This window comes from Streptomyces sp. BR123 (assembly GCF_013401435.1).
In the GTDB taxonomy this organism is placed as follows: Bacteria; Actinomycetota; Actinomycetes; order Streptomycetales; family Streptomycetaceae; genus Streptomyces.
On sequence record NZ_JACBGN010000144.1, the window covers coordinates 1 to 17,865 of the forward strand.

The following is a 17,865-nucleotide window of genomic DNA, read 5'->3' on the forward strand; positions in this document are numbered from 1 at the left end:
CTGCGCGCCCTCCTGTTCCTCCCTCGCCCCCCCGCCCCCGAAGCGGTGCGCCTGATCGGCCCGGAGTTCCGGTGCCCCCCGGTGCGGACTCCGCTCAAGCCGCTTGGGGCTGCGCCGACATGGCTCCGGTTCGCGCGGGAGCGGCGGCTGTAACCAGCCTCACCCGGCGGCCCTGTGTGCGGACGCTCCCCCTCGGCCTACTGCGCCGTATTGTCTACGCATCAGAGCTGTGCATGCCCCTACAGGAGATGAAGCCCCGATGATCACCCCACCCGTCGTGCACTCGCTGCGCGAGCAGATCCGCGAGCACATCGTGGAGGGGATCGTCAGCGGGCGCTGGAAGCCCGGCGAGCGGATCGTGGAGCGGCGGATCGCCGTCGAGCTGGAGGTCAGCCAGACGCCGGTGCGGGAGGCGCTGCGCGAGCTGGAGACGCTTCGGCTGATCGAGTCGGCGCCGAACAAGGGCGTCCGGGTGCGCAATCTCACGGCGGTGGACCTGGAGGAGATCTACCCGGTCCGGGCGGGCCTGGAGCAGATCGCGGCGGAGCTGGCGGCGCCGAAGCTGGCGGTGGATTGTTCGGCGCTGGAGCCGCATGTCGCGGCCCTGTGGGAGGCCGACCGGGCGTCGGACGGCACGGCGCAGGTGCGGCACACGGTCGGGTTCCACCGGGAGATGGTGCGGGCGGCAGGGAACAGCGTGCTGTTGCACACCTGGGAGGGTTTGGGCATCGAGGTGTTCACGGCGCTGTCGATCCGCTGGCTGGGGACGGTGCAGAAGTCGTACGCGGAGGAGCACGCGGCGCTCGTCGAGGCCTTCCGCACTCAGGATCCGGACATCGGGGTGCTGGTGAAGCGGCACGTACTGGGGTGTGCGCCCCGGGCCTGAGGCCCCGAGCGGCGCCCCTTCTGCCCCGATTTGCCCGGCACGCGGTGTCCGATCCGATGGCACCGCGTGCCGACTTTTCGTTGATGTGCCTTAACTTGGACTCAATCGTTTGATCGATCATCGATCAGGGATTTACAGTCTTCGCGGACCCCACCGGGTCCGCCCACCCTGTCCTGCCCGTCAGGGTTCTTCTTCACCACCTCTCCTTTGTCCGGAAGGCGGCGCACACCGATGTCCGACCCCGTAGGAAAGCTTCCGAGCGAGCTCGACCAGCTCCCGGACCGCGACACCGAGGAGACCGCCGAATGGGCGGCCTCGCTCGACGCCGTCGCCAAGGCCGCCGGTACGCGCCGCGCCGAATACCTGCTCCGCCGCACCCTCCAGCACGCCGAGGCCGCCGGCCTGGCCCTGCCGAAGCTGCTGGAGACGGACTACGTCAACACCATCCCCACCTCCGCCGAGCCGGCCTTCCCCGGCGACGAGGAGATGGAGGCCCGCATCACCGCGTGGAACCGCTGGAACGCGGCCGCCATGGTGACCCGCGGCTCGAAGTACGGCGTCGGCGGCCACATCGCCACCTTCGCCTCCGCGGCCTGGCTGTACGAGACCGGCTTCCAGCACTTCTTCCGCGGCAAGGAGACCGACGGCTCGGGCGACCAGATCTACGTCCAGGGCCACGCCTCCCCCGGCATCTACGCCCGCGCCTTCCTCGACGGGCGCATCTCCGAGCAGCAGCTCGACAACTTCCGCCAGGAGTCCGGCGGCAACGGCCTGCCCTCCTACCCGCACCCGCGGCGCCTGCCCTGGCTGTGGGAGTTCCCCACCGTCTCCATGGGCCTCGGCCCGCTGTCCGCGATCTACCAGGCGCGGTTCAACCGCTACCTGGAGAACCGCAAGATCAAGGACACCTCCAACTCGCACGTCTGGGCCTTCCTCGGCGACGGCGAGATGGACGAGCCCGAGTCGACGGCGGCCCTCGCCCTCGCCTCCCGCGAGCGCCTGGACAACCTGACCTTCGTCATCAACTGCAACCTGCAGCGCCTCGACGGCCCGGTCCGCGCCAACTTCCGCGTGGTCCAGGAGCTGGAGGCCCAGTTCCGCGGTGCCGGCTGGAACGTCGTGAAGACCCTGTGGGGCTCCGCCTGGGACGAGCTGTTCCGGCTCGACACCACGGGCGCCCTGGTCCGCCGTCTCCGCGAGACCCCGGACGCGCAGTTCCAGACGTACGCCACCCGTGACGCGGCCTACATCCGCGAGCACTTCTTCGGCGGCGACCCGGCCCTGGTGGCGCTCGCGGGCCTGCTGTCCGACGCGAAGATCTCCGAGTGCTTCCACACCTCGCGCGGCGGCCACGAGCCCCGCAAGGTCTACGCCGCGTACAAGGCCGCCCTGGAGCACAAGGGCGCGCCGACGGTCATCCTGGCGCAGACCGTCAAGGGCTACACCCTGGGTGCCGGGTTCGAGTCGAAGAACGCGAACCACCAGATGAAGAAGCTGACGATCGACGAGTTCAAGGGCATGCGCGACCTGCTCGGACTCCCGATCCCGGACAGCGCCTTCGCCGACGGCGTGGTTCCGTACGGCCACCCGGGCGCCGACTCCCCCGAGGTCCGCTACCTGCACGAGCGCCGCGCGGCCCTCGGCGGCCCGGCCCCGGCCCGCAAGGTCCACCACGTGGCCCTGCCGCAGCCGGCCGACAAGTCGTACGCCCCGCTGCTCAAGGGCTCCGGCAAGCAGGAGATGGCCACCACCATGGCCTTCGTCCGCCTGGTCAAGGACCTGATGCGGGACAAGGAGACCGGCCGCCGCTGGGTGCCGATCGTCCCCGACGAGGCCCGCACCTTCGGTATGGAGTCCCTCTTCCCGTCGGCCGGCATCTACTCGCCGCTGGGCCAGACGTACGAGCCGGTCGACCGCGACCAGCTGATGTACTACAAGGAAGCCAAGGACGGCCAGATCCTCAACGAGGGGATCACCGAGGCCGGCGCCATGGCCGACTTCATCGCCGCCGCCACGTCGTACGCGACGCACGGCGAGACGATGATCCCCTTCTACATCTTCTACTCGATGTTCGGCTGGCAGCGCACGGGCGACCAGATGTGGCAGCTCGCCGACCAGCTCGGCAAGGGCTTCATCGTCGGCGCCACGGCAGGCCGCACCACCCTGACCGGTGAGGGCCTGCAGCACGCCGACGGCCACTCGCACCTGATCGCGGCCACCAACCCGGCCTCGCTCAACTACGACCCGGCCTTCGCGTACGAGATCGCGGTGATCGTCAAGGACGGTCTGGAGCGCATGTACGGGGAGAACCCGGAGGACGTCTTCTACTACCTGACGGTCTACAACGAGCCGAAGCCGCAGCCGGCCATGCCCGAGGGCGTCGAGGAAGGCATCGTCAAGGGCCTGTACCGCTTCAACACGGCCGCCGACCTGGGCGAGGCCGCCCCGGCCGCTGACGCCCCGAAGATCCAGCTGATGGCCTCGGGTACGGCCATCCACTGGATCCTGGAGGCCCAGCAGCTGCTGGCCGCGGACTGGAACGTGGCCGCCGACGTGTGGTCCGCCACCTCGTGGGGCGAGCTGCGCCGCGACGCGCTGGAGGCCGACGAGGCCCTGCTGCGCGGCGAGGAGCGCACCCCGTACGTCACCCGCGTGCTGGAGGGCGCCCCGGGCCCGGTGCTGGCCGTCTCCGACTGGATGCGCCAGGTCCCGGACCAGATCAGCCAGTGGGTCCCGCAGGACTACACCTCGCTGGGCACGGACGGCTTCGGCCTCTCCGACACCCGTGCGGGCGCCCGCCGCCACTTCGGCGTCGACGCGCAGTCCATCGTGGTCGCGGCCCTGGCCCAGCTCGCCCGCCGCGGCGAGGTGGCGGCGTCCTCCGTCAAGGAGGCCCGCGAGCGCTACGGCCTCTAGGCCCGGCACTGTCGGTACGGCGAAGGCCGGTATCCGTCCCTCTGGGGGATGGATACCGGCCTTCGCCGTACGCGCGGTGGCGTCGATGTCGTCCAGCAGTGATGCTGAAGCGGTGGTGACTCCTCCTCCCGGACGAAGTCCGGGAGGCTTCTCACGTGGGCCGCGAGCCCGCATGAAGGCCAAGCCCTGGCCCTTGCCGCAAGGCAGGCACCGAACGTACTACGGCACGTCATCCGCGCGGGCCGCTTTCGAGAAGTTCGAGGGGACCGAATGGACGAGACGGAGTTCTGGGAGATCGTCGACAGCACCCGGGCGGCCGCCGAGGGCGACCCGGTGGAACACGCCGACCTGCTCGTGGAGCGGCTGGCGCAGCTCGATCCGGACTCCGTCCTGGATTTCGCCCGGCATTTCGAGTCCCGGTACAACCGGGCGTACACCTGGGACCTGTGGGGGGCTGCCTGGGTCCTCCTGGACGGGGCGAGCGACGACGCGTTCGACTACTTCCGGTGCTGGCTGATCGGCCAGGGTCGCGAGGTGTTCGAAGGAGCGGTCCACGACCCGGACCAGCTGGCGGAGCTCCTCGACGAGTTCGACGAGGAGATCGACGGGGACGGCGAGGAGCTCGGGTACGCGGCCGACGAGGCGTACGAGCAGCTGACCGGCACGGTCGCGCCGGACCTCGGTGTTCCCCTCCAGTCGGCGGAGCCGGAGGGCACCCCGCTGGACTTCGAGGACGAAGCCGTGCTCGCGGAGCGCTTCCCCCGGCTGTGGGCGCGCTTCAGGCCCTGACGGTGCGCGGGGACCGGTCAGAAGTGGGTGCCGCCGTCGATGCGGATCTCGGTGCCGGTGATGAAGGCACCGTCCTGCGAGGCCAGCATCGCGACGACGCCGGCGACGGTCTCGGGGCCGGCGAAGCCCTGGCCGATGGCCGGGGCGAGCTTCGCGAACAGGCTCCAGTCGGTGTCCTCGGGCAGGCCGGGGCCGGCGCCGGTCGTCATGCCGCTCTCGATGGAGCCGGGGGCGACGGCGACGAAGCGGAGGCCCTGCTTGCTGTACTCGGCGGCCAGAGCGTGCGTCATGGACTGGATGCCGCCCTTGCTGGCCGCGTACGCGGACATGTACGGGTGGGCGAACGAGGCCGAGGTGGAGCTGAAGTTCACGACGACCGGCTCGTCGCCCTCCAGCAGGGCCGGCAGGGACTCGCGGATCATCAGGAAGGTCCCGGTGAGGTTGACCGTGATGACCTTGTTCCACAGGTCCAGGCCGGTCTGGTGGGTGTGCGCGGAGCGCAGGATGCCCGCGGCGTTGACCAGCACGTCGAGCCCGCCGAGGAGCCCGACGGCGGCGGTGACCCCGGCCTGGACGGAGGCCTCGTCGGCTATGTCGAGGAGGGCGGTGGTGAGCCGTTCCCCGTGGCCGGCGGAGCGGGCCTGGTCGGCGGTCTCCTTGAGGCCGGCCTCGCTGACGTCCACGGTGTGGACGCGGCCGCCCTCGGCGAGGATGCGGTGGACGGTGGCGCGGCCGATGCCGGAGCCGCCGCCGGTGATGAGGACTCGGCGTCCTTCGAAACGGTTCATGGGGCGAGCGTACCCGCGCCGCGACACGATTTGCCAGGGTGTCAAAGCGCGCATCTCCGCACAAGCGGAAGGGTAGGCTTCAGGCGTGAGATCCCCTCGTCCGTACTCCCCCCAGACCGGCCCCGGGGCGCAGTCGCTGACCGAGCGCCGCAAGGCCGCCACACAGCTCGACATCGCCCGTGCCGCCTGCGCCCTGTTCGCAGAGCACGGCCCCGACGGCACCACCGCGGAAGACATCGCACACCGCGCCGGGGTCGCCCTGCGCACGTTCTACCGCTACTTCCGCAACAAGCAGGAGGCCGTCGGCCCGCTGCTCGCGACCGGCGGCGAGCGGTGGCGCAGCGTGCTCGCGGAGGAAGCCCCCGGCACCCCGCTCGGCGAGGCCCTGGAACGCGCGATCACCCGCTCCCTCGCCGACCCCCAGACCGTCGAGGAGGGCCTGGAGGTGACCCGCGGCCTGCTCCGCGCCGCGGCGGGGGACCCGGCGCTGCGCGCCGTCTGGTACCGCGTGAACCAGGACTCCGAGGAACAGCTCGTCCCGGTGATCGCCCGCCTGACCGGCCGGGACGCCGACCCGCTCGGGGTCCGTCTCCTCGCCGCGGCCGCCACGGACGCGATCCGCATCGCCCTGGAGCTGTGGGCCCCCACGGAGGCGCCGCGCACCGGTCCGGGCTCCCCCGCCGAGCTGGCGGTCCGCAGCCTGCGCGAGCTGACCGGGTCGATGCCCTTGCTGGCGCGGTCGGGCGAGGCCCGGGGAACGGCCCGGCCTTCGCCCTGAGCTGCCGGCGGCGTACCCGGAGGGCAAAAACAGGGCCGCCCCCGCGCCGGAACGGCAGCGGGGGCGGCTCTTCATCGCCTGCGGCTTAGATGTCGAAGTACAGCTCGAACTCGTGCGGGTGCGGGCGCTGGGCGATCGGGGCGATCTCGTGGGTGCGCTTGTAGTCGATCCACGTCTCGATCAGGTCGGAGGTGAAGACACCGCCGGCGAGGAGGTACTCGTGGTCCTCCTCCAGGGCCTTGAGGACGTCCTCCAGGCTGGACGGGACCTGCGGGACGCTCGCGTGCTCGTCGGGGGCGAGCTCGTAGAGGTCCTTGTCGATCGGCTCCATCGGCTCGATCTTGTTCTTGACACCGTCGAGGCCCGCGAGCAGCAGCGCCGAGAAGGCGAGGTACGGGTTGGAGGACGGGTCCGGGGCGCGGAACTCGACGCGCTTGGCCTTCGGGTTCGAGCCCGTGATCGGGATGCGCATGGCGGCGGAGCGGTTGCGCTGCGAGTACACCAGGTTGACCGGCGCCTCGAAGCCCGGCACCAGGCGGTGGTACGAGTTCACCGTCGGGTTGGTGAAGGCGAGCAGCGACGGGGCGTGCTTGAGGATGCCGCCGATGTAGTAGCGGGCGGTGTCCGACAGGCCCGCGTAGCCGGCCTCGTCGTAGAAGAGCGGCTCGCCGCCCTGCCACAGCGACTGGTGGACGTGCATGCCCGAACCGTTGTCACCGAAGATCGGCTTCGGCATGAAGGTCGCGGTCTTGCCGTTGCGCCAGGCGACGTTCTTCACGATGTACTTGAAGAGCATCAGGTCGTCGGCTGCGGCGAGGAGCGTGTTGAACTTGTAGTTGATCTCGGCCTGGCCGCCGGTGCCGACCTCGTGGTGCTGGCGCTCGACCTGGAGGCCCTGGGCGTCCAGCTCGAGGGAGATCTCGGCGCGCAGGTCGGCGAAGTGGTCGACCGGGGCGACCGGGAAGTAGCCGCCCTTGTAGCGGACCTTGTAACCGCGGTTGTTCTCCTCGGAGCCGGTGTTCCAGGCGCCGGCCTCGGAGTCGATGTGGTAGAAGCCCTCGTTCGCGGTGGTCGCGAAGCGCACGCTGTCGAAGATGTAGAACTCGGCCTCGGGGCCGAAGAAGGCGGTGTCGGCGATGCCGGTGGAGGCCAGGTACGCCTCGGCCTTCTTCGCGATGTTGCGCGGGTCGCGGCTGTAGGCCTCGCCCGTGATCGGGTCGTGGATGAAGAAGTTGATGTTCAGCGTCTTGTCGCGGCGGAACGGGTCCAGGCGCGCGGTGCTGATGTCGGCACGCAGGGCCATGTCGGACTCGTGGATGGCCTGGAAGCCGCGGATCGAGGAACCGTCGAAGGCGAGCTCCTCCGCCGGGTCGAACGCCCGCGCCGGGATGGTGAAGTGCTGCATCACACCAGGCAGGTCGCAGAAGCGGACGTCGACGAACTTGACGTCGTTCTCCTCGATGTACTGCTTCACTTCGTCGGCGTTCTGGAACATCCAACTCCTCCTACTCCCGACCCCGGGGGAGGGACGGGTTGCATAGCTCGTGGTGCGTCAGTGCGGTGCCGCACGCTGACCCGACCATAAGCAGACGGGATTTCCCAAGCATGACCCATTTGTTTCGCACAAGTTAACCAGGGTCCGGCCGGGGGCGCGCGGAGCGCCACAGGTACCGTGGTCCGGTGGACAACAGGCAAGCAATGGGATCGTGGCTCTCCGGCCCCCGCGCGGCGGCCGAGGACATGGGCGTCGACTTCGGCTACCCGGGCCAGCGGCTCGGCCTGCCCCGGCAGGGCTCCGGCTCCGCGGCGCGCTTCGGGCGCCGCCTGGGCGGCGTGGCCGTCGACTGGGTCGCCTGCCAGGTGATCGCATACGGGCTGATCACCGGCGGCAACGCGACGGCGACGGGCAACTGGACGCTGCTGCTCTTCGTGGTGCTGAGCATCCTGACCCTCGGCACCGTGGGCTTCACACCCGGGAAGCGGCTCGTGGGCCTGCGCGTGGTCGCGGAGGACGGCGGCCGCCTGGGCTTCGGCCGGGTGGTGCTGCGCACGCTGCTGCTCGCCCTGGTCATCCCGGCGCTGGTCTGGGACCGGGACGGCCGCGGCCTGCACGACCGCCTGGCCCGCGCCGTCCAGGTCCGCATCTGACGCCCGGGGGCCGCGAACCGGGTCACCGCAGACGTACGAACAGGGGCGCCCCCGCAGCCATCGGCTCGGGGGCGCCCCTGTTCGTATACGAAAAGCGGCTCAGCGCATCAGCGCATCTTTCCGCCGCGCGGCATCCGCATGCCCTTCGGCATCGGGCCCTTCGGCAGCGGCATGTTGCTCATGAGGTCGCCCATGGCCCGCAGCTTGTCGTTGGCCTGGGTGACCTGCGGGCCGGACAGCACGCGCGGCAGCTTGAGCAGGGTGGTGCGCAGCTTCTTCAGCGGGACCTGGCCCTCGCCGTTGCCCACGATGAAGTCGTGCACCGGGACGTCGGGCATGATGCGGGCGAGCTTGCGCTTCTCGGCGGCCAGCAGCGGCTTGACCCGGTTGGCGTTGCCCTCGGCGATGAGCGCGACGCCGGCCTTGCCGACGGCACGGTGGACGAGGTCCTGGCTGCGGTTCATCGCGATGGCAGGGGTGGTCGTCCAGCCCCGGCCCACGTTGTCCAGTACCGCCGCGGCCGCGCCCGGCTGGCCTTCCATCTGCCCGAAGGCGGCCCGCTCGGCGCGGCGTCCGAAGACGATCGCCGTCGCGAGGAACGCCACCAGGAAGCCCAGGATGCCCAGATAGACCGGGTGGTCGATCAGGAAGCCGATCCCGAGGAAGACACCGAAGGTGATGATTCCGACGGCCGCAAGGATCAGACCGACCTTCGGGTCGGCCTTGCGCGTCATCTTGTACGTGAGGGCGATCTGCTTCAGTCGCCCGGTTGTCGCAGCAGTCTCTGCGTTTGCCTTCCTCGCCATACAGCGAAGTTTACGTGGCCTGTGGGGTCCGGGTCGCCGCGGCCTCGAGTACGTGCTCGGTTTCGACGCGGTCCTTCGCGCGCCGGCGGTCCTCCAGGACCGCGGTCCAGGCATTGCGGCGGGCGCCGCTCATGAGCAGCGATTCGAGGCCCCGGAAGGCCTCTGCGAACGACGGAATGGCGATGGCGCGTACGGGCGCGGCCTGCATGGTCTCGTTCCCTTTCACGGTGCTCACGTCGGTCCGGGGGGCGCACTGCGGGGGTGGCGCGAGTGTGCGGCGGTGTGCGCGGTGCGTTGACCCATGGTCACTGACTGGTGTTACCAGGGCATGACCGGTCGGTCAAACGGTGATGAAACATTTACGCGGCCCGTCGGAACTCTTCCCCCGAAGAGCCTACGGGCCGCGTCGATGCGGTGTTACCGGTCGGTAATTTCTGTGCGTGACGTCACACGCTGCTATGCGACGACTCCGCTGCGCTTGTCTGGCATTCGGGCCAGCTCCGCGTCGCCACCGCTCCGGCCGAGTGCCCGCCCTCGTTCCTCGGGCGGACCCTCAACCTACGCTCCGACTCCGCTGCGCTTGTCCATCGCCTGCTGGTAGAGGCGGCCGGCCCGGTACGAGGAGCGGACGAGCGGGCCCGACATCACGCCGGAGAAGCCGATCTCCTCGGCCTCCTTCGCCAGCTCCACGAACTCGGCCGGCTTCACCCAGCGCTCGACAGGATGGTGCCGCGGCGACGGGCGCAGGTACTGGGTGATGGTGATGAGTTCGCAGCCGGCCTCGTGCAGGTCGCGCAGGGCCTGCGTGACCTCCTCGCGCTCCTCGCCCATGCCGAGGATGAGGTTCGACTTCGTGACCAGGCCGTACGCGCGGGCCTTGGTGATCACCTCGAGGGAGCGCTCGTAGCGGAAGCCCGGGCGGATCCGGCGGAAGATCCGCGGGACCGTCTCGACGTTGTGCGCGAAGACCTCGGGGCGGGAGGCGAAGACCTCCTCCAGCAGCTCCGGGACCGCGTTGAAGTCGGGGGCCAGCAGCTCGACCTTGGTGTGGCCGCCCTCGCGGCCCGCCGTCTGCGCGTGGATCTGGCGCACGGTCTCCGCGTACAGCCAGGCGCCGCCGTCCTCCAGGTCGTCGCGGGCGACGCCGGTGATGGTGGCGTAGTTCAGGTCCATGGTGACGACGGACTCGCCGACGCGGCGGGGCTCGTCCCGGTCCAGGGCCTCGGGCTTGCCGGTGTCGATCTGGCAGAAGTCACAGCGCCGGGTGCACTGGTCGCCGCCGATGAGGAAGGTGGCCTCGCGGTCCTCCCAGCATTCGTAGATGTTCGGACATCCGGCTTCCTGGCACACCGTGTGCAGGCCCTCGCCCTTGACGAGGTTCTGCATCTTCGTGTACTCGGGGCCCATCTTCGCCCGGGTCTTGATCCACTCGGGCTTGCGCTCGATGGGGGTCTGGCTGTTGCGGACCTCCAGGCGCAGCATCTTGCGTCCGTCGGGTGCGACTGCGGACACGACCGGCTCCCTGTGACTGTGATTCCTCGGCGCCCACCAGGGTACGCCCGTAATTTCGTACGCTCTTACGTCGGCCAACCTGCGGGCGGCCGGACGCATTCCCCGGCGGCTACGCCCCGGGGACGGTCTCGATCTCCCGCGGGCGCAGGTCGGCGTTCTCCAGTACGTCCTTCAGGTGCTTCTCGGCCACCGGCAGCACCTCGGCCATGGCGACCTCGCGCCCCAGTTCGTACGAGAGGGACGTCACACCGGCGTCGCGGATGCCGCAGGGCACGATCCGGTCGAACCAGGTGTTGTCGGGGTTCACGTTGAACGAGAAGCCGTGCATCGTGACGCCCTTGGCGACGCGGATCCCGATCGCCGCCAGCTTGCGGTCCTCCCGGCGCTGGCCGGCGTTGGAGGGGGCGTACTCGGGGCCGTTCAGGCGGGCGTCGAACTCCTCGTCGTGCAGGCGCGGGTCGAAGTCCAGGGACAGGCCGCCGATCTTCGGGCGCTGCTCCACCGGGTCGCCCAGCACCCACACGCCGGAACGGCCCTCCACCCGGGTGGTCTCCAGGCCGAACTCGGCGGCGGTGCGGATCAGCGCCTCCTCCAGGCGGCGCACGTGCGCGACGACGTCCACCGGCCTCGGCAGCTTCATGATCGGGTAGCCGACCAGCTGCCCCGGGCCGTGCCAGGTGATCTTGCCGCCGCGGTCCACGTCGACGACGGGCGTGCCGTCGAGGGGGCGCTCGCTGTCGGCGGTGCGCCGCCCGGCCGTGTAGACCGGCTCGTGCTCCAGCAGCAGGCAGGTGTCCTCGATCTCGTCCGCGAAGCGGGCGGCGTGGACCCGGCGCTGCTCTTCCCAGGCCTCGGTGTACTCGACGTAGTCGTCCGGTCCGAAGCCCAGATGGACAAACCCAAGCTCAGCCACCGCAGCGCCTCCTCGTTGAACCTGCTGTGTGCACGTACCGCACCAGCCAAGGGTACGGCGGCCGGCCACGGCCGCTCCGGGGGCCCTCAGCCGACCGCCTGCGGCCCCGGTCCGGATTCCGGTTCAGGTCCGGCCTGCGGCTCTGGCTCCCGGCCCTGCGCCGGTTCCGGCTTGGGTTCCTGGTCCGGCTCCGGCTTCGGTTCCGGCGGCAGCCCGGGCAGCAGCGGGGGCCGTCTGCGCCCCCTGGGCGGCCGGTCCGGGTCCTCGTCCGCGCGCGGCAGCCGCCGGTGGCCCTCGGAGTGGTCGTTGACCCAGCCGCACACCCCGCACGCGTACCGCCCGTCGAGCCCCGCGATGTACGTGCCGCACCGGCGGCACTCCGCCTCGGTGATCTCCGGTGTACGGAGCGGCTGCGCGGTGGAGTCGGCGGGCGGCTCCGCCCGGGTCGGCCTGGGGGTCATGGGGCGCAGCGTACGCGGCGGGCGTCGACGCGGCCGTAAAGAGCCCCATCGATTCTGCACACGATCGGATGAATATGGGGCACAGAGGACGGCACAAGGGAAGTTCGCCGCTACATTCACGCCGTTCACAGGGCCGAAACTCCGGTCCGTCACGTCAGGAAACCGTGGAGCCGATGACGGAACGCCCCGCCCAGCACGTCCCCAACCGGCAGCTCGCGGCACTGATCGCGGAAGCCGGGTTCTCCAACGCAGGTCTGGCCCGCCGCGTCGACCAGCTGGGCCTGGAACACGGCCTCGACCTGCGGTACGACAAGACGTCCGTCACCCGGTGGCTGCGCGGCCAGCAGCCCCGGGGCACCACCCCTGCCCTGATCGCCGAGGTGTTCACCCGTCGCCTGGGCCGGCGGCTCTCCGCCCAGGACCTCGGCCTGGACGCCTGCGCGCCCGTCTACGCGGGCCTGGAGTTCGCGGCCACCCCGGAGGAGGCCGTCGACATCGCCAGCGGGCTGTGGCGCAAGGACTCCGGCTCCCACGCCGAACTGCGGAAGATCGCCTTCACCCCGGCCGGGCTGGTCGTCCCCAGCCGGGACTGGCTGATCGGGCGGCCCGACGAGCACGTGGGCCGCGGCGCGGACCCGGTGGCCGCCACGGCCGCCCGCGTCCCCGCGCAGGGCCGGAGCACCGTCCCCCGCCAGCGGCAGATCGACCGCGGGCCCGGCCAGCGCGTCACCGGCGGGGACATCGCCGCACTGCGCTCGGTCAGCGACCTGTTCAAGACCCTGGACCAGACCTACGGCGGCGGGCACGCCCGCCAGGCCCTGGTGCGCTACCTGGAGCACGAGGCCGAGCCGATGCTGCGCGGCACCTACGGGGAGACCACCGGACGCCGGCTCTTCGCGGCCGCCGCCGACCTGACCCGGCTCGCCGGCTGGACCTCCTACGACATCGCCGCGCACGGGCTCGCCCAGCGCTACTTCGTCCAGGCGCTGCGGCTGGCCCAGGCCGCCGGGGACCGGCCCTACGGGGCGTACGTGCTGGTCACCATGAGCCGGCAGGCGGTCTACCTCGGCCACGGCCGGGAGGCGGTCCAGCTGGCGCGCGTCGCCCAGCAGGGCGTCGGCTCCGGCCCCCCGCCCCTGGTGCAGGCGCTGCTGCACTCCGCGGAGGCCCGCGGCCACGCCGTCCTCGGCGAGGTCCGGGCCGCGACGGCCTCCCTGGTCCGCGCAGAGCGGGCGCTGGGCGCGGCCCGGCCCGGGGACGACGTGCCGCACTGGGCACGGTCCTTCGACGAGGCCCAGCTGGCCGACGAGTTCGGGCACTGCCACCGGGACCTCCAGCAGTACCGGGCCTCGGCCCAGCACGCGGAGCGCTCGCTGCAGCTGCGGGCTCCGGCGCTCGCCCGCTCGCGGCTGTTCTGCCGGGTGGTGCTGGCCACGGCCCGGCTGGGGCTGGGCGAGCTGGACCAGGCGTGCGCCCTGGGCGCGGAGGCGGCGCAGCAGGCGATGGACATGCGGTCGGTCCGGGCGGTGGAGTACGTACGGGACTTCGAGCGCCGGCTGGAGCCCTACCGCGACGCGTCGGCCGTACGCACCTACCGGGACCGGGTCGCGGCCTTGTCCTGAACGACGGCGTCCTGAACGACGGCGTGCGGGGCGGGGTGTCGTGAGCGGCAGCGCGCGGGGCGGCGGCGTGCGGGGCGGCAGCGTGCGGGGCGGCAGCGTGCGGGGGCTCGATGCCCGGGCGGCGGCGGAGTCGGGCCGGGCGGACGGGTACGGGCCCGGCCCCCGGCGCGGGGAACCGGGCCCTTGCCCTGTGGTTCTTCTCAGGCCACCGCCGGAAGGACGGGCTCGGCGGTGGCGGGCAGCCTGATGCCGAAGTCGCGCAGCACGGCGGTGGCGGCGCGGCGGGCCGAGTGCAGGGCGCCCTGCACGGTGTTGGCGTCGCGGTGGTCGCCGCACACGTACAGCCCGGCCAGCACCCGCACGGGGCGCCGCAGGTCGTAGGGCGGCGGCATCGCCGGCACGGCCTCCGGGGCGTGGTGGACGGCCAGCAGCTCCCAGTCCCGGGTGGCGGTCTCGTACAGCCGGGCGAGGCGCGAGGCGACGGTGCGCACCGGCGGCGGCGGGCCGAACACGGTCGTGCTGACCAGGCTCCGGCCGGCCGGGGCCCGCGTCGGGTCGACGGCGCTCATCACGGCGGTGTGCGCGACGGGCCAGCGGGGGTCGCCGTCGAGCAGCAGCGAGCCGTCCCACGGCAGCGGGGCCGGGGTGGCGTGGTGGATGACGGTGACTTCGTGGAAGTCGGGCATCCGCAGCCCCGGCAGCAGCCCGGCGGCGGCCCGCGCCCCCGTGGCGAGGACGAGGGAGCGGCAGCTGAAGTCGCCGTGCTCCTCGGTGGTGACCCGCTGGGTCGCCACGGACGTGACCCGGACTCCGGTGCGCACGGTGCCGGGCGGCAGGCCGGCGGCGAGCAGCCCGGGCAGGGCCGCGGCCCCGCCCTCGGGCACGGCGAGCCGGCCGCGGGCGAAGGTGCGCAGGGCCAGGTCGGCGACGCGGCTGGAGGTGGTGAGTTCCGGGTCGCGCAGCAGGGCTGCGAGCAGCGGCCGCAGGGTGGTGGCCGGCGCCCGGGAGCCGAGGGCGGCCTCGGCCGTCCGCTCGGGCCGGGCCAGCAGGCGCTCGACCGGCAGCGCGGCGAGCCGGCCGAGGTGGGCGCTGAGCCGGGCCTGGTCGAGGGACCGGCTGGCCAGTGCGCGGGCCGGGGTCATGGCCCCGGCCCGCAGCTGTCGGCCGTCGGTGTGGACGAGCACCCCGGGCGCGAAGGGACGCAGGACCAGGCCGGCGAGGCCGGGGGTCCGGTCGAGCTCCGTGTACGAGGTGTTGAGGAGCTGGCCGACCCGGTCGAGCCGGAAGCCGTCGGTCTGCTCGGTGGCCATCCGGCCGCCGGGATCCTCGGCCGCCTCCATGACGGTGACGGTGACCCCTGCCGCGATCAGGTGCTGTGCCGCCGCGAGTCCTGAGACCCCGGCTCCTACGATGACGACGTCCGCATGCTGTGCGGCGTGGTGCGAGCTGCTGAGCACGTGCCCCTCCCCGAGGTCGGCGCGGCTGTGTGGGGTTCCTCCTTCCCCCAACGGGCCGCGGGGGAACCACCGTTCGATAGAGGATCACGGTCGGATCCGGTCGCATTGCGGTCGCATCCGGGTCACGAGCGGTCGCACGGGGACCGGCGCAGGCCGCGGGCCGGCGACCGGCTGTTCGACTGCCGGCTGTGGGGGCTGATCGCGCGGTTCCCCGCGCCCCGGGGCGTGTACCCGGTCGCTGCGGCCTTGCACGTGCGGGCGCGGGAAGGGACGAGGGCCGGGGTCAGGGCTCGGAACGGGCGACGGCGGCGCGGATCGCGTCCTCGATCCCCGGGTGCCGGAAGACGAAGCCGGACTCCAACAGCCGTGCGGGCCGGGCCCGCTGACTGCCCAGCACGTCCTGGGAGAGCTCCCCGAGGACGAGCCGCAGGACCGGCGCCGGAACGGCCAGCAGCGTCGGGCGGTGCAGGACGCGGCCCATCGCGGCGGTGACCTCGCGGTTGGTCGGCGGCTCGGGGGCGGTCAGGTTCACCGGGCCGGACAGCTGCGGGCTGTCGACGATGTGCCGCAGGGCCGCGACCTCGTCGTGCAGGGAGATGAACGGCCAGTACTGGCGGCCGTCGCCGAGCCGCCCGCCGATCCCGGCGCGGAAGACCGGGAACATCCGCCCCCAGGCACCGCCCTTGCCGGAGACGACCAGTCCGGTACGGGCGAGCACCGTCCGCACCCCGGCCTCCCGGGCAGGGGCTGCGGCCGCCTCCCACTCCACGCACACCTCCGGCAGGAAGCCTCGGCCGGGCGGTGCCGTCTCGTCGACGGTGCGGTCGCCGGCGTCGCCGTAGTAGCCGACGGCGGAGCCGCTGACGAACACCGCGGGCGGCTCGTCCAGCGCGGCCACGGCCCGCGCCATGGCGGCGGTGCCGTCCACCCGGCTGTCGCGGATCTCCTTCTTGTACGCGGGGGTCCAGCGGTGGTCGCCGATCCCGGCCCCGGCCAGGTGGACCACGGCCGCGCAGCCGGCGAGCCCGGCCGGGTCGACGTACCCGCGACGGGGGTCCCACCGCGCCTCGTCGGGCGCGGCCGGCTCCCGCCGCACGAAGCGGACCACGTCGTGGCCGTCGGCCCGCAGGGACCGTACGAGGGCGCTGCCGATGAGACCGGTGGACCCGGTGACCGCGATACGCATGGCCCCATGATGCCGGTGCGGCGGCGCGCACGGGCGGGAGAACCGCCCGGCGGGGCGGGACGGGTCAGGTCGTCCCGATCCAGGTGCCCACCGAGTACGTGACGGCCATCGCGAGCGCGCCGCCCCCGACGTTGCGGAGCACCGCGCGCCCGGCCGGGGCCCCGCCCAGCCGGGCACTGGTCACCCCGCACAGCACCAGCGCCGCGACCACCGCCGCCACCGTGATCGGGACCCGCTGGGACGGCCCCGGCAGGAGGATCGCCAGCAGCGGCAGCAGCGCCCCCACCGTGAAGGCGGCCAGGCTGGCGAACGCCGCGTGCCACGGGTTGGCCAGTTCGTCCGGGTTGATGCCGAGCTCCACCCGGGCGTGGGCCCGCAGCGCGTCGCGTTCCGTCAGCTGCTCCGCCGCTTCCCGGGCCACGTCCGGGCTCAGCCCGCGGGCGGCCAGCAGCTCCGTCAGCTCGTCGAGCTCCGCCTCCGGCCGCTGCACCAGCTCCCGGCGCTCCTGGTCCAGCGCCGCCCGCTCGGAGTCCCGCTGCGAGCTGACCGACACGTACTCCCCCGCCGCCATCGACAGGGACCCGGCCAGCAGGCCGGCCACCCCCGCCGCCAGGATCACCGGGCGCGAGGTGGTCGACCCGGCCACGCCCACCACCAGGCCGGCGGTGGAGATGATCCCGTCGTTCGCGCCGAGCACCCCCGCCCGCAGCCAGTTCAGCCGGGTGCTCATGCCCGTGCCGGCCGCCTGCCCGCCGGGCTGGGGCACCGGCGTCGTATCCGTCACGGGACCACTGTCGGCGCCGGGGCCGCCCGCGGCCACCCGGCGGCCGCCCCCGCGGCCACTCGGCGGACCGTCCGGGGTGCGCGGTCCGGACGCCCGTACCAGGGTGGAGGTGTGAGAGCGGTGATACGCCGGCGCCGCCAGGAGCCGGGCTGGCTGCGCGGGGAACCGCCGCCGCGCTGGGCCCGTATCGCACCCGTGGTGGCGCTGGTGGTGCTGGTGCTCGCGCAGCGGCTCACCCCCAGCGATGTCGAGCTGGGCTTCTTCCTGGCGGGCCTGCCCCCGGTGGCCGCGTTCGCGTACGGGGCCGTCGGCACCGCCGTCTTCGCCGGGCTGGTACTCGCGCTGCTCGGGCTGCCCTGGGTCGGAGTCGCGAACCCGCGCGGCACCGACCTCGCCACGGTGGCCGCGGTCGGGCTGCTCAGCGTCGTGATCGCCTGGGTCCGGCGCCGGCGCGACACCCAGCTGGTCAACGTACGGACCGTCGCGGAGGCGGCCCAGCTCGCCGTCCTGCCGCCGGTGCCGGAACGGGTCGGCCCGGTGCGCTGCGCCGGGCTCTACCGGGCGGCGCAGCGCGGCACCCTGGTCGGCGGCGACCTGTACGACGTACGGGCCGGTCCTTACGGGGTGCGGGCGCTGGTCGGGGACGTGCAGGGGCACGGGCTCGCGGCCGTCGGCACGGTCGCGGCGCTGCTCGGCGCGTTCCGCGAGGGGGTCCTGGACGACCCGGAGCTCACGGCGGTCGCCGCCCGGCTGGACCGCCGGCTCCAGACGGACGCGGCGGCGCCGACCGAGTCGGCGGGGTCGGGCAGTTCGGGTGGG

16 protein-coding genes and 1 pseudogene are annotated in these 17,865 nt (G+C 72.6%); 7 read left to right on the top strand and 10 right to left on the bottom strand.

Going from position 1 to position 17,865, the window contains the following annotated elements; all coding sequences use genetic code 11:
• Window positions 1-262: 262 nt before the first annotated feature.
• The 3 genes from HYE82_RS21495 to HYE82_RS21505 all read left to right on the top strand — a co-directional run bounded on the left by HYE82_RS21495 (window position 263) and on the right by HYE82_RS21505 (window position 4,591).
• On the top strand, window positions 263-886 hold the full coding sequence (locus tag HYE82_RS21495; RefSeq protein WP_179175772.1) for a GntR family transcriptional regulator: 624 nt from the start codon (window positions 263-265) through the stop codon (window positions 884-886).
• Window positions 887-1,117: 231 nt separating this feature from the next.
• Window positions 1,118-3,802 carry a pyruvate dehydrogenase (acetyl-transferring), homodimeric type gene (gene aceE, locus HYE82_RS21500; RefSeq protein WP_179175760.1) on the top strand — a complete coding sequence of 895 codons (2,685 nt, stop codon included), beginning with the start codon at window positions 1,118-1,120 and terminating at the stop codon, window positions 3,800-3,802.
• Between the two features lie 270 nt (window positions 3,803-4,072).
• Window positions 4,073-4,591, top strand: a complete 519-nt coding sequence (locus HYE82_RS21505; RefSeq protein ID WP_179175761.1) for a DUF4240 domain-containing protein — start codon at window positions 4,073-4,075, stop codon at window positions 4,589-4,591.
• A 17-nt stretch (window positions 4,592-4,608) separates the two neighbouring features.
• Here the strand turns inward: HYE82_RS21505 and HYE82_RS21510 are convergent, their stop codons facing one another.
• Window positions 4,609-5,379 (bottom strand): SDR family NAD(P)-dependent oxidoreductase, encoded by a 771-nt coding sequence (locus tag HYE82_RS21510; protein WP_179175762.1) that lies wholly within the window; start codon window positions 5,377-5,379, stop codon window positions 4,609-4,611.
• Between the two features lie 85 nt (window positions 5,380-5,464).
• Here HYE82_RS21510 and HYE82_RS21515 point away from each other — a divergent pair, with 85 nt between their 5' ends.
• The gene (locus tag HYE82_RS21515) at window positions 5,465-6,157 is read left to right on the top strand and encodes a TetR/AcrR family transcriptional regulator (protein WP_179175763.1); all 693 of its coding nucleotides are present in this window, start codon (window positions 5,465-5,467) and stop codon (window positions 6,155-6,157) included.
• An 85-nt stretch (window positions 6,158-6,242) separates the two neighbouring features.
• Here HYE82_RS21515 and glnA read toward each other — a convergent pair whose 3' ends face one another.
• On the bottom strand, window positions 6,243-7,652 hold the full coding sequence (gene glnA, locus HYE82_RS21520) for a type I glutamate--ammonia ligase (protein WP_179175764.1): 1,410 nt from the start codon (window positions 7,650-7,652) through the stop codon (window positions 6,243-6,245).
• Window positions 7,653-7,837: 185 nt separating this feature from the next.
• On the opposite strand from glnA, the gene HYE82_RS21525 reads away from it, so the two are divergent.
• On the top strand, window positions 7,838-8,305 hold the full coding sequence (locus HYE82_RS21525; RefSeq protein WP_179175765.1) for an RDD family protein: 468 nt from the start codon (window positions 7,838-7,840) through the stop codon (window positions 8,303-8,305).
• 107 nt (window positions 8,306-8,412) lie between these two features.
• On the opposite strand, the gene HYE82_RS21530 is transcribed toward HYE82_RS21525, so the two are convergent.
• The 5 genes and pseudogenes from HYE82_RS21530 to HYE82_RS21550 all read right to left on the bottom strand — a co-directional run.
• Entirely contained in the window at window positions 8,413-9,111 is a 699-nt protein-coding gene (locus HYE82_RS21530) for a DUF4191 domain-containing protein (protein ID WP_179175766.1), read from the bottom strand.
• A 10-nt stretch (window positions 9,112-9,121) separates the two neighbouring features.
• Window positions 9,122-9,319 carry a hypothetical protein gene (locus HYE82_RS21535; RefSeq protein ID WP_179175773.1) on the bottom strand — a complete coding sequence of 66 codons (198 nt, stop codon included), beginning with the start codon at window positions 9,317-9,319 and terminating at the stop codon, window positions 9,122-9,124.
• Window positions 9,320-9,669: 350 nt separating this feature from the next.
• Window positions 9,670-10,623, bottom strand: a complete 954-nt coding sequence (gene lipA, locus HYE82_RS21540) for a lipoyl synthase (RefSeq protein ID WP_179175767.1) — start codon at window positions 10,621-10,623, stop codon at window positions 9,670-9,672.
• Between the two features lie 109 nt (window positions 10,624-10,732).
• On the bottom strand, window positions 10,733-11,536 hold the full coding sequence (lipB, locus tag HYE82_RS21545) for a lipoyl(octanoyl) transferase LipB (RefSeq protein WP_179175768.1): 804 nt from the start codon (window positions 11,534-11,536) through the stop codon (window positions 10,733-10,735).
• 254 nt (window positions 11,537-11,790) lie between these two features.
• A pseudogene (locus HYE82_RS21550) lies at window positions 11,791-11,997 on the bottom strand (hypothetical protein); the annotation flags it as partial.
• A gap of 173 nt (window positions 11,998-12,170) precedes the next feature.
• On the opposite strand from HYE82_RS21550, the gene HYE82_RS21555 reads away from it, so the two are divergent.
• Window positions 12,171-13,619 carry a regulator gene (locus HYE82_RS21555; RefSeq protein WP_179175769.1) on the top strand — a complete coding sequence of 483 codons (1,449 nt, stop codon included), beginning with the start codon at window positions 12,171-12,173 and terminating at the stop codon, window positions 13,617-13,619.
• A gap of 200 nt (window positions 13,620-13,819) precedes the next feature.
• On the opposite strand, the gene HYE82_RS21560 is transcribed toward HYE82_RS21555, so the two are convergent.
• The 3 genes from HYE82_RS21560 to HYE82_RS21570 form a co-directional block, all read right to left on the bottom strand.
• Complete coding sequence (locus HYE82_RS21560; protein WP_179175770.1) at window positions 13,820-15,076, bottom strand: FAD-dependent oxidoreductase; 1,257 nt, start codon at window positions 15,074-15,076, stop codon at window positions 13,820-13,822.
• Between the two features lie 283 nt (window positions 15,077-15,359).
• Window positions 15,360-16,262, bottom strand: a complete 903-nt coding sequence (locus HYE82_RS21565; protein WP_179175771.1) for a TIGR01777 family oxidoreductase — start codon at window positions 16,260-16,262, stop codon at window positions 15,360-15,362.
• A 64-nt stretch (window positions 16,263-16,326) separates the two neighbouring features.
• Window positions 16,327-16,992, bottom strand: a complete 666-nt coding sequence (locus tag HYE82_RS21570; protein ID WP_179175774.1) for a VIT family protein — start codon at window positions 16,990-16,992, stop codon at window positions 16,327-16,329.
• Between the two features lie 174 nt (window positions 16,993-17,166).
• Here HYE82_RS21570 and HYE82_RS21575 point away from each other — a divergent pair.
• Window positions 17,167-17,865 (top strand): SpoIIE family protein phosphatase (locus HYE82_RS21575; RefSeq protein WP_179175775.1); only part of this gene is annotated, 699 nt, incomplete at its 3' end.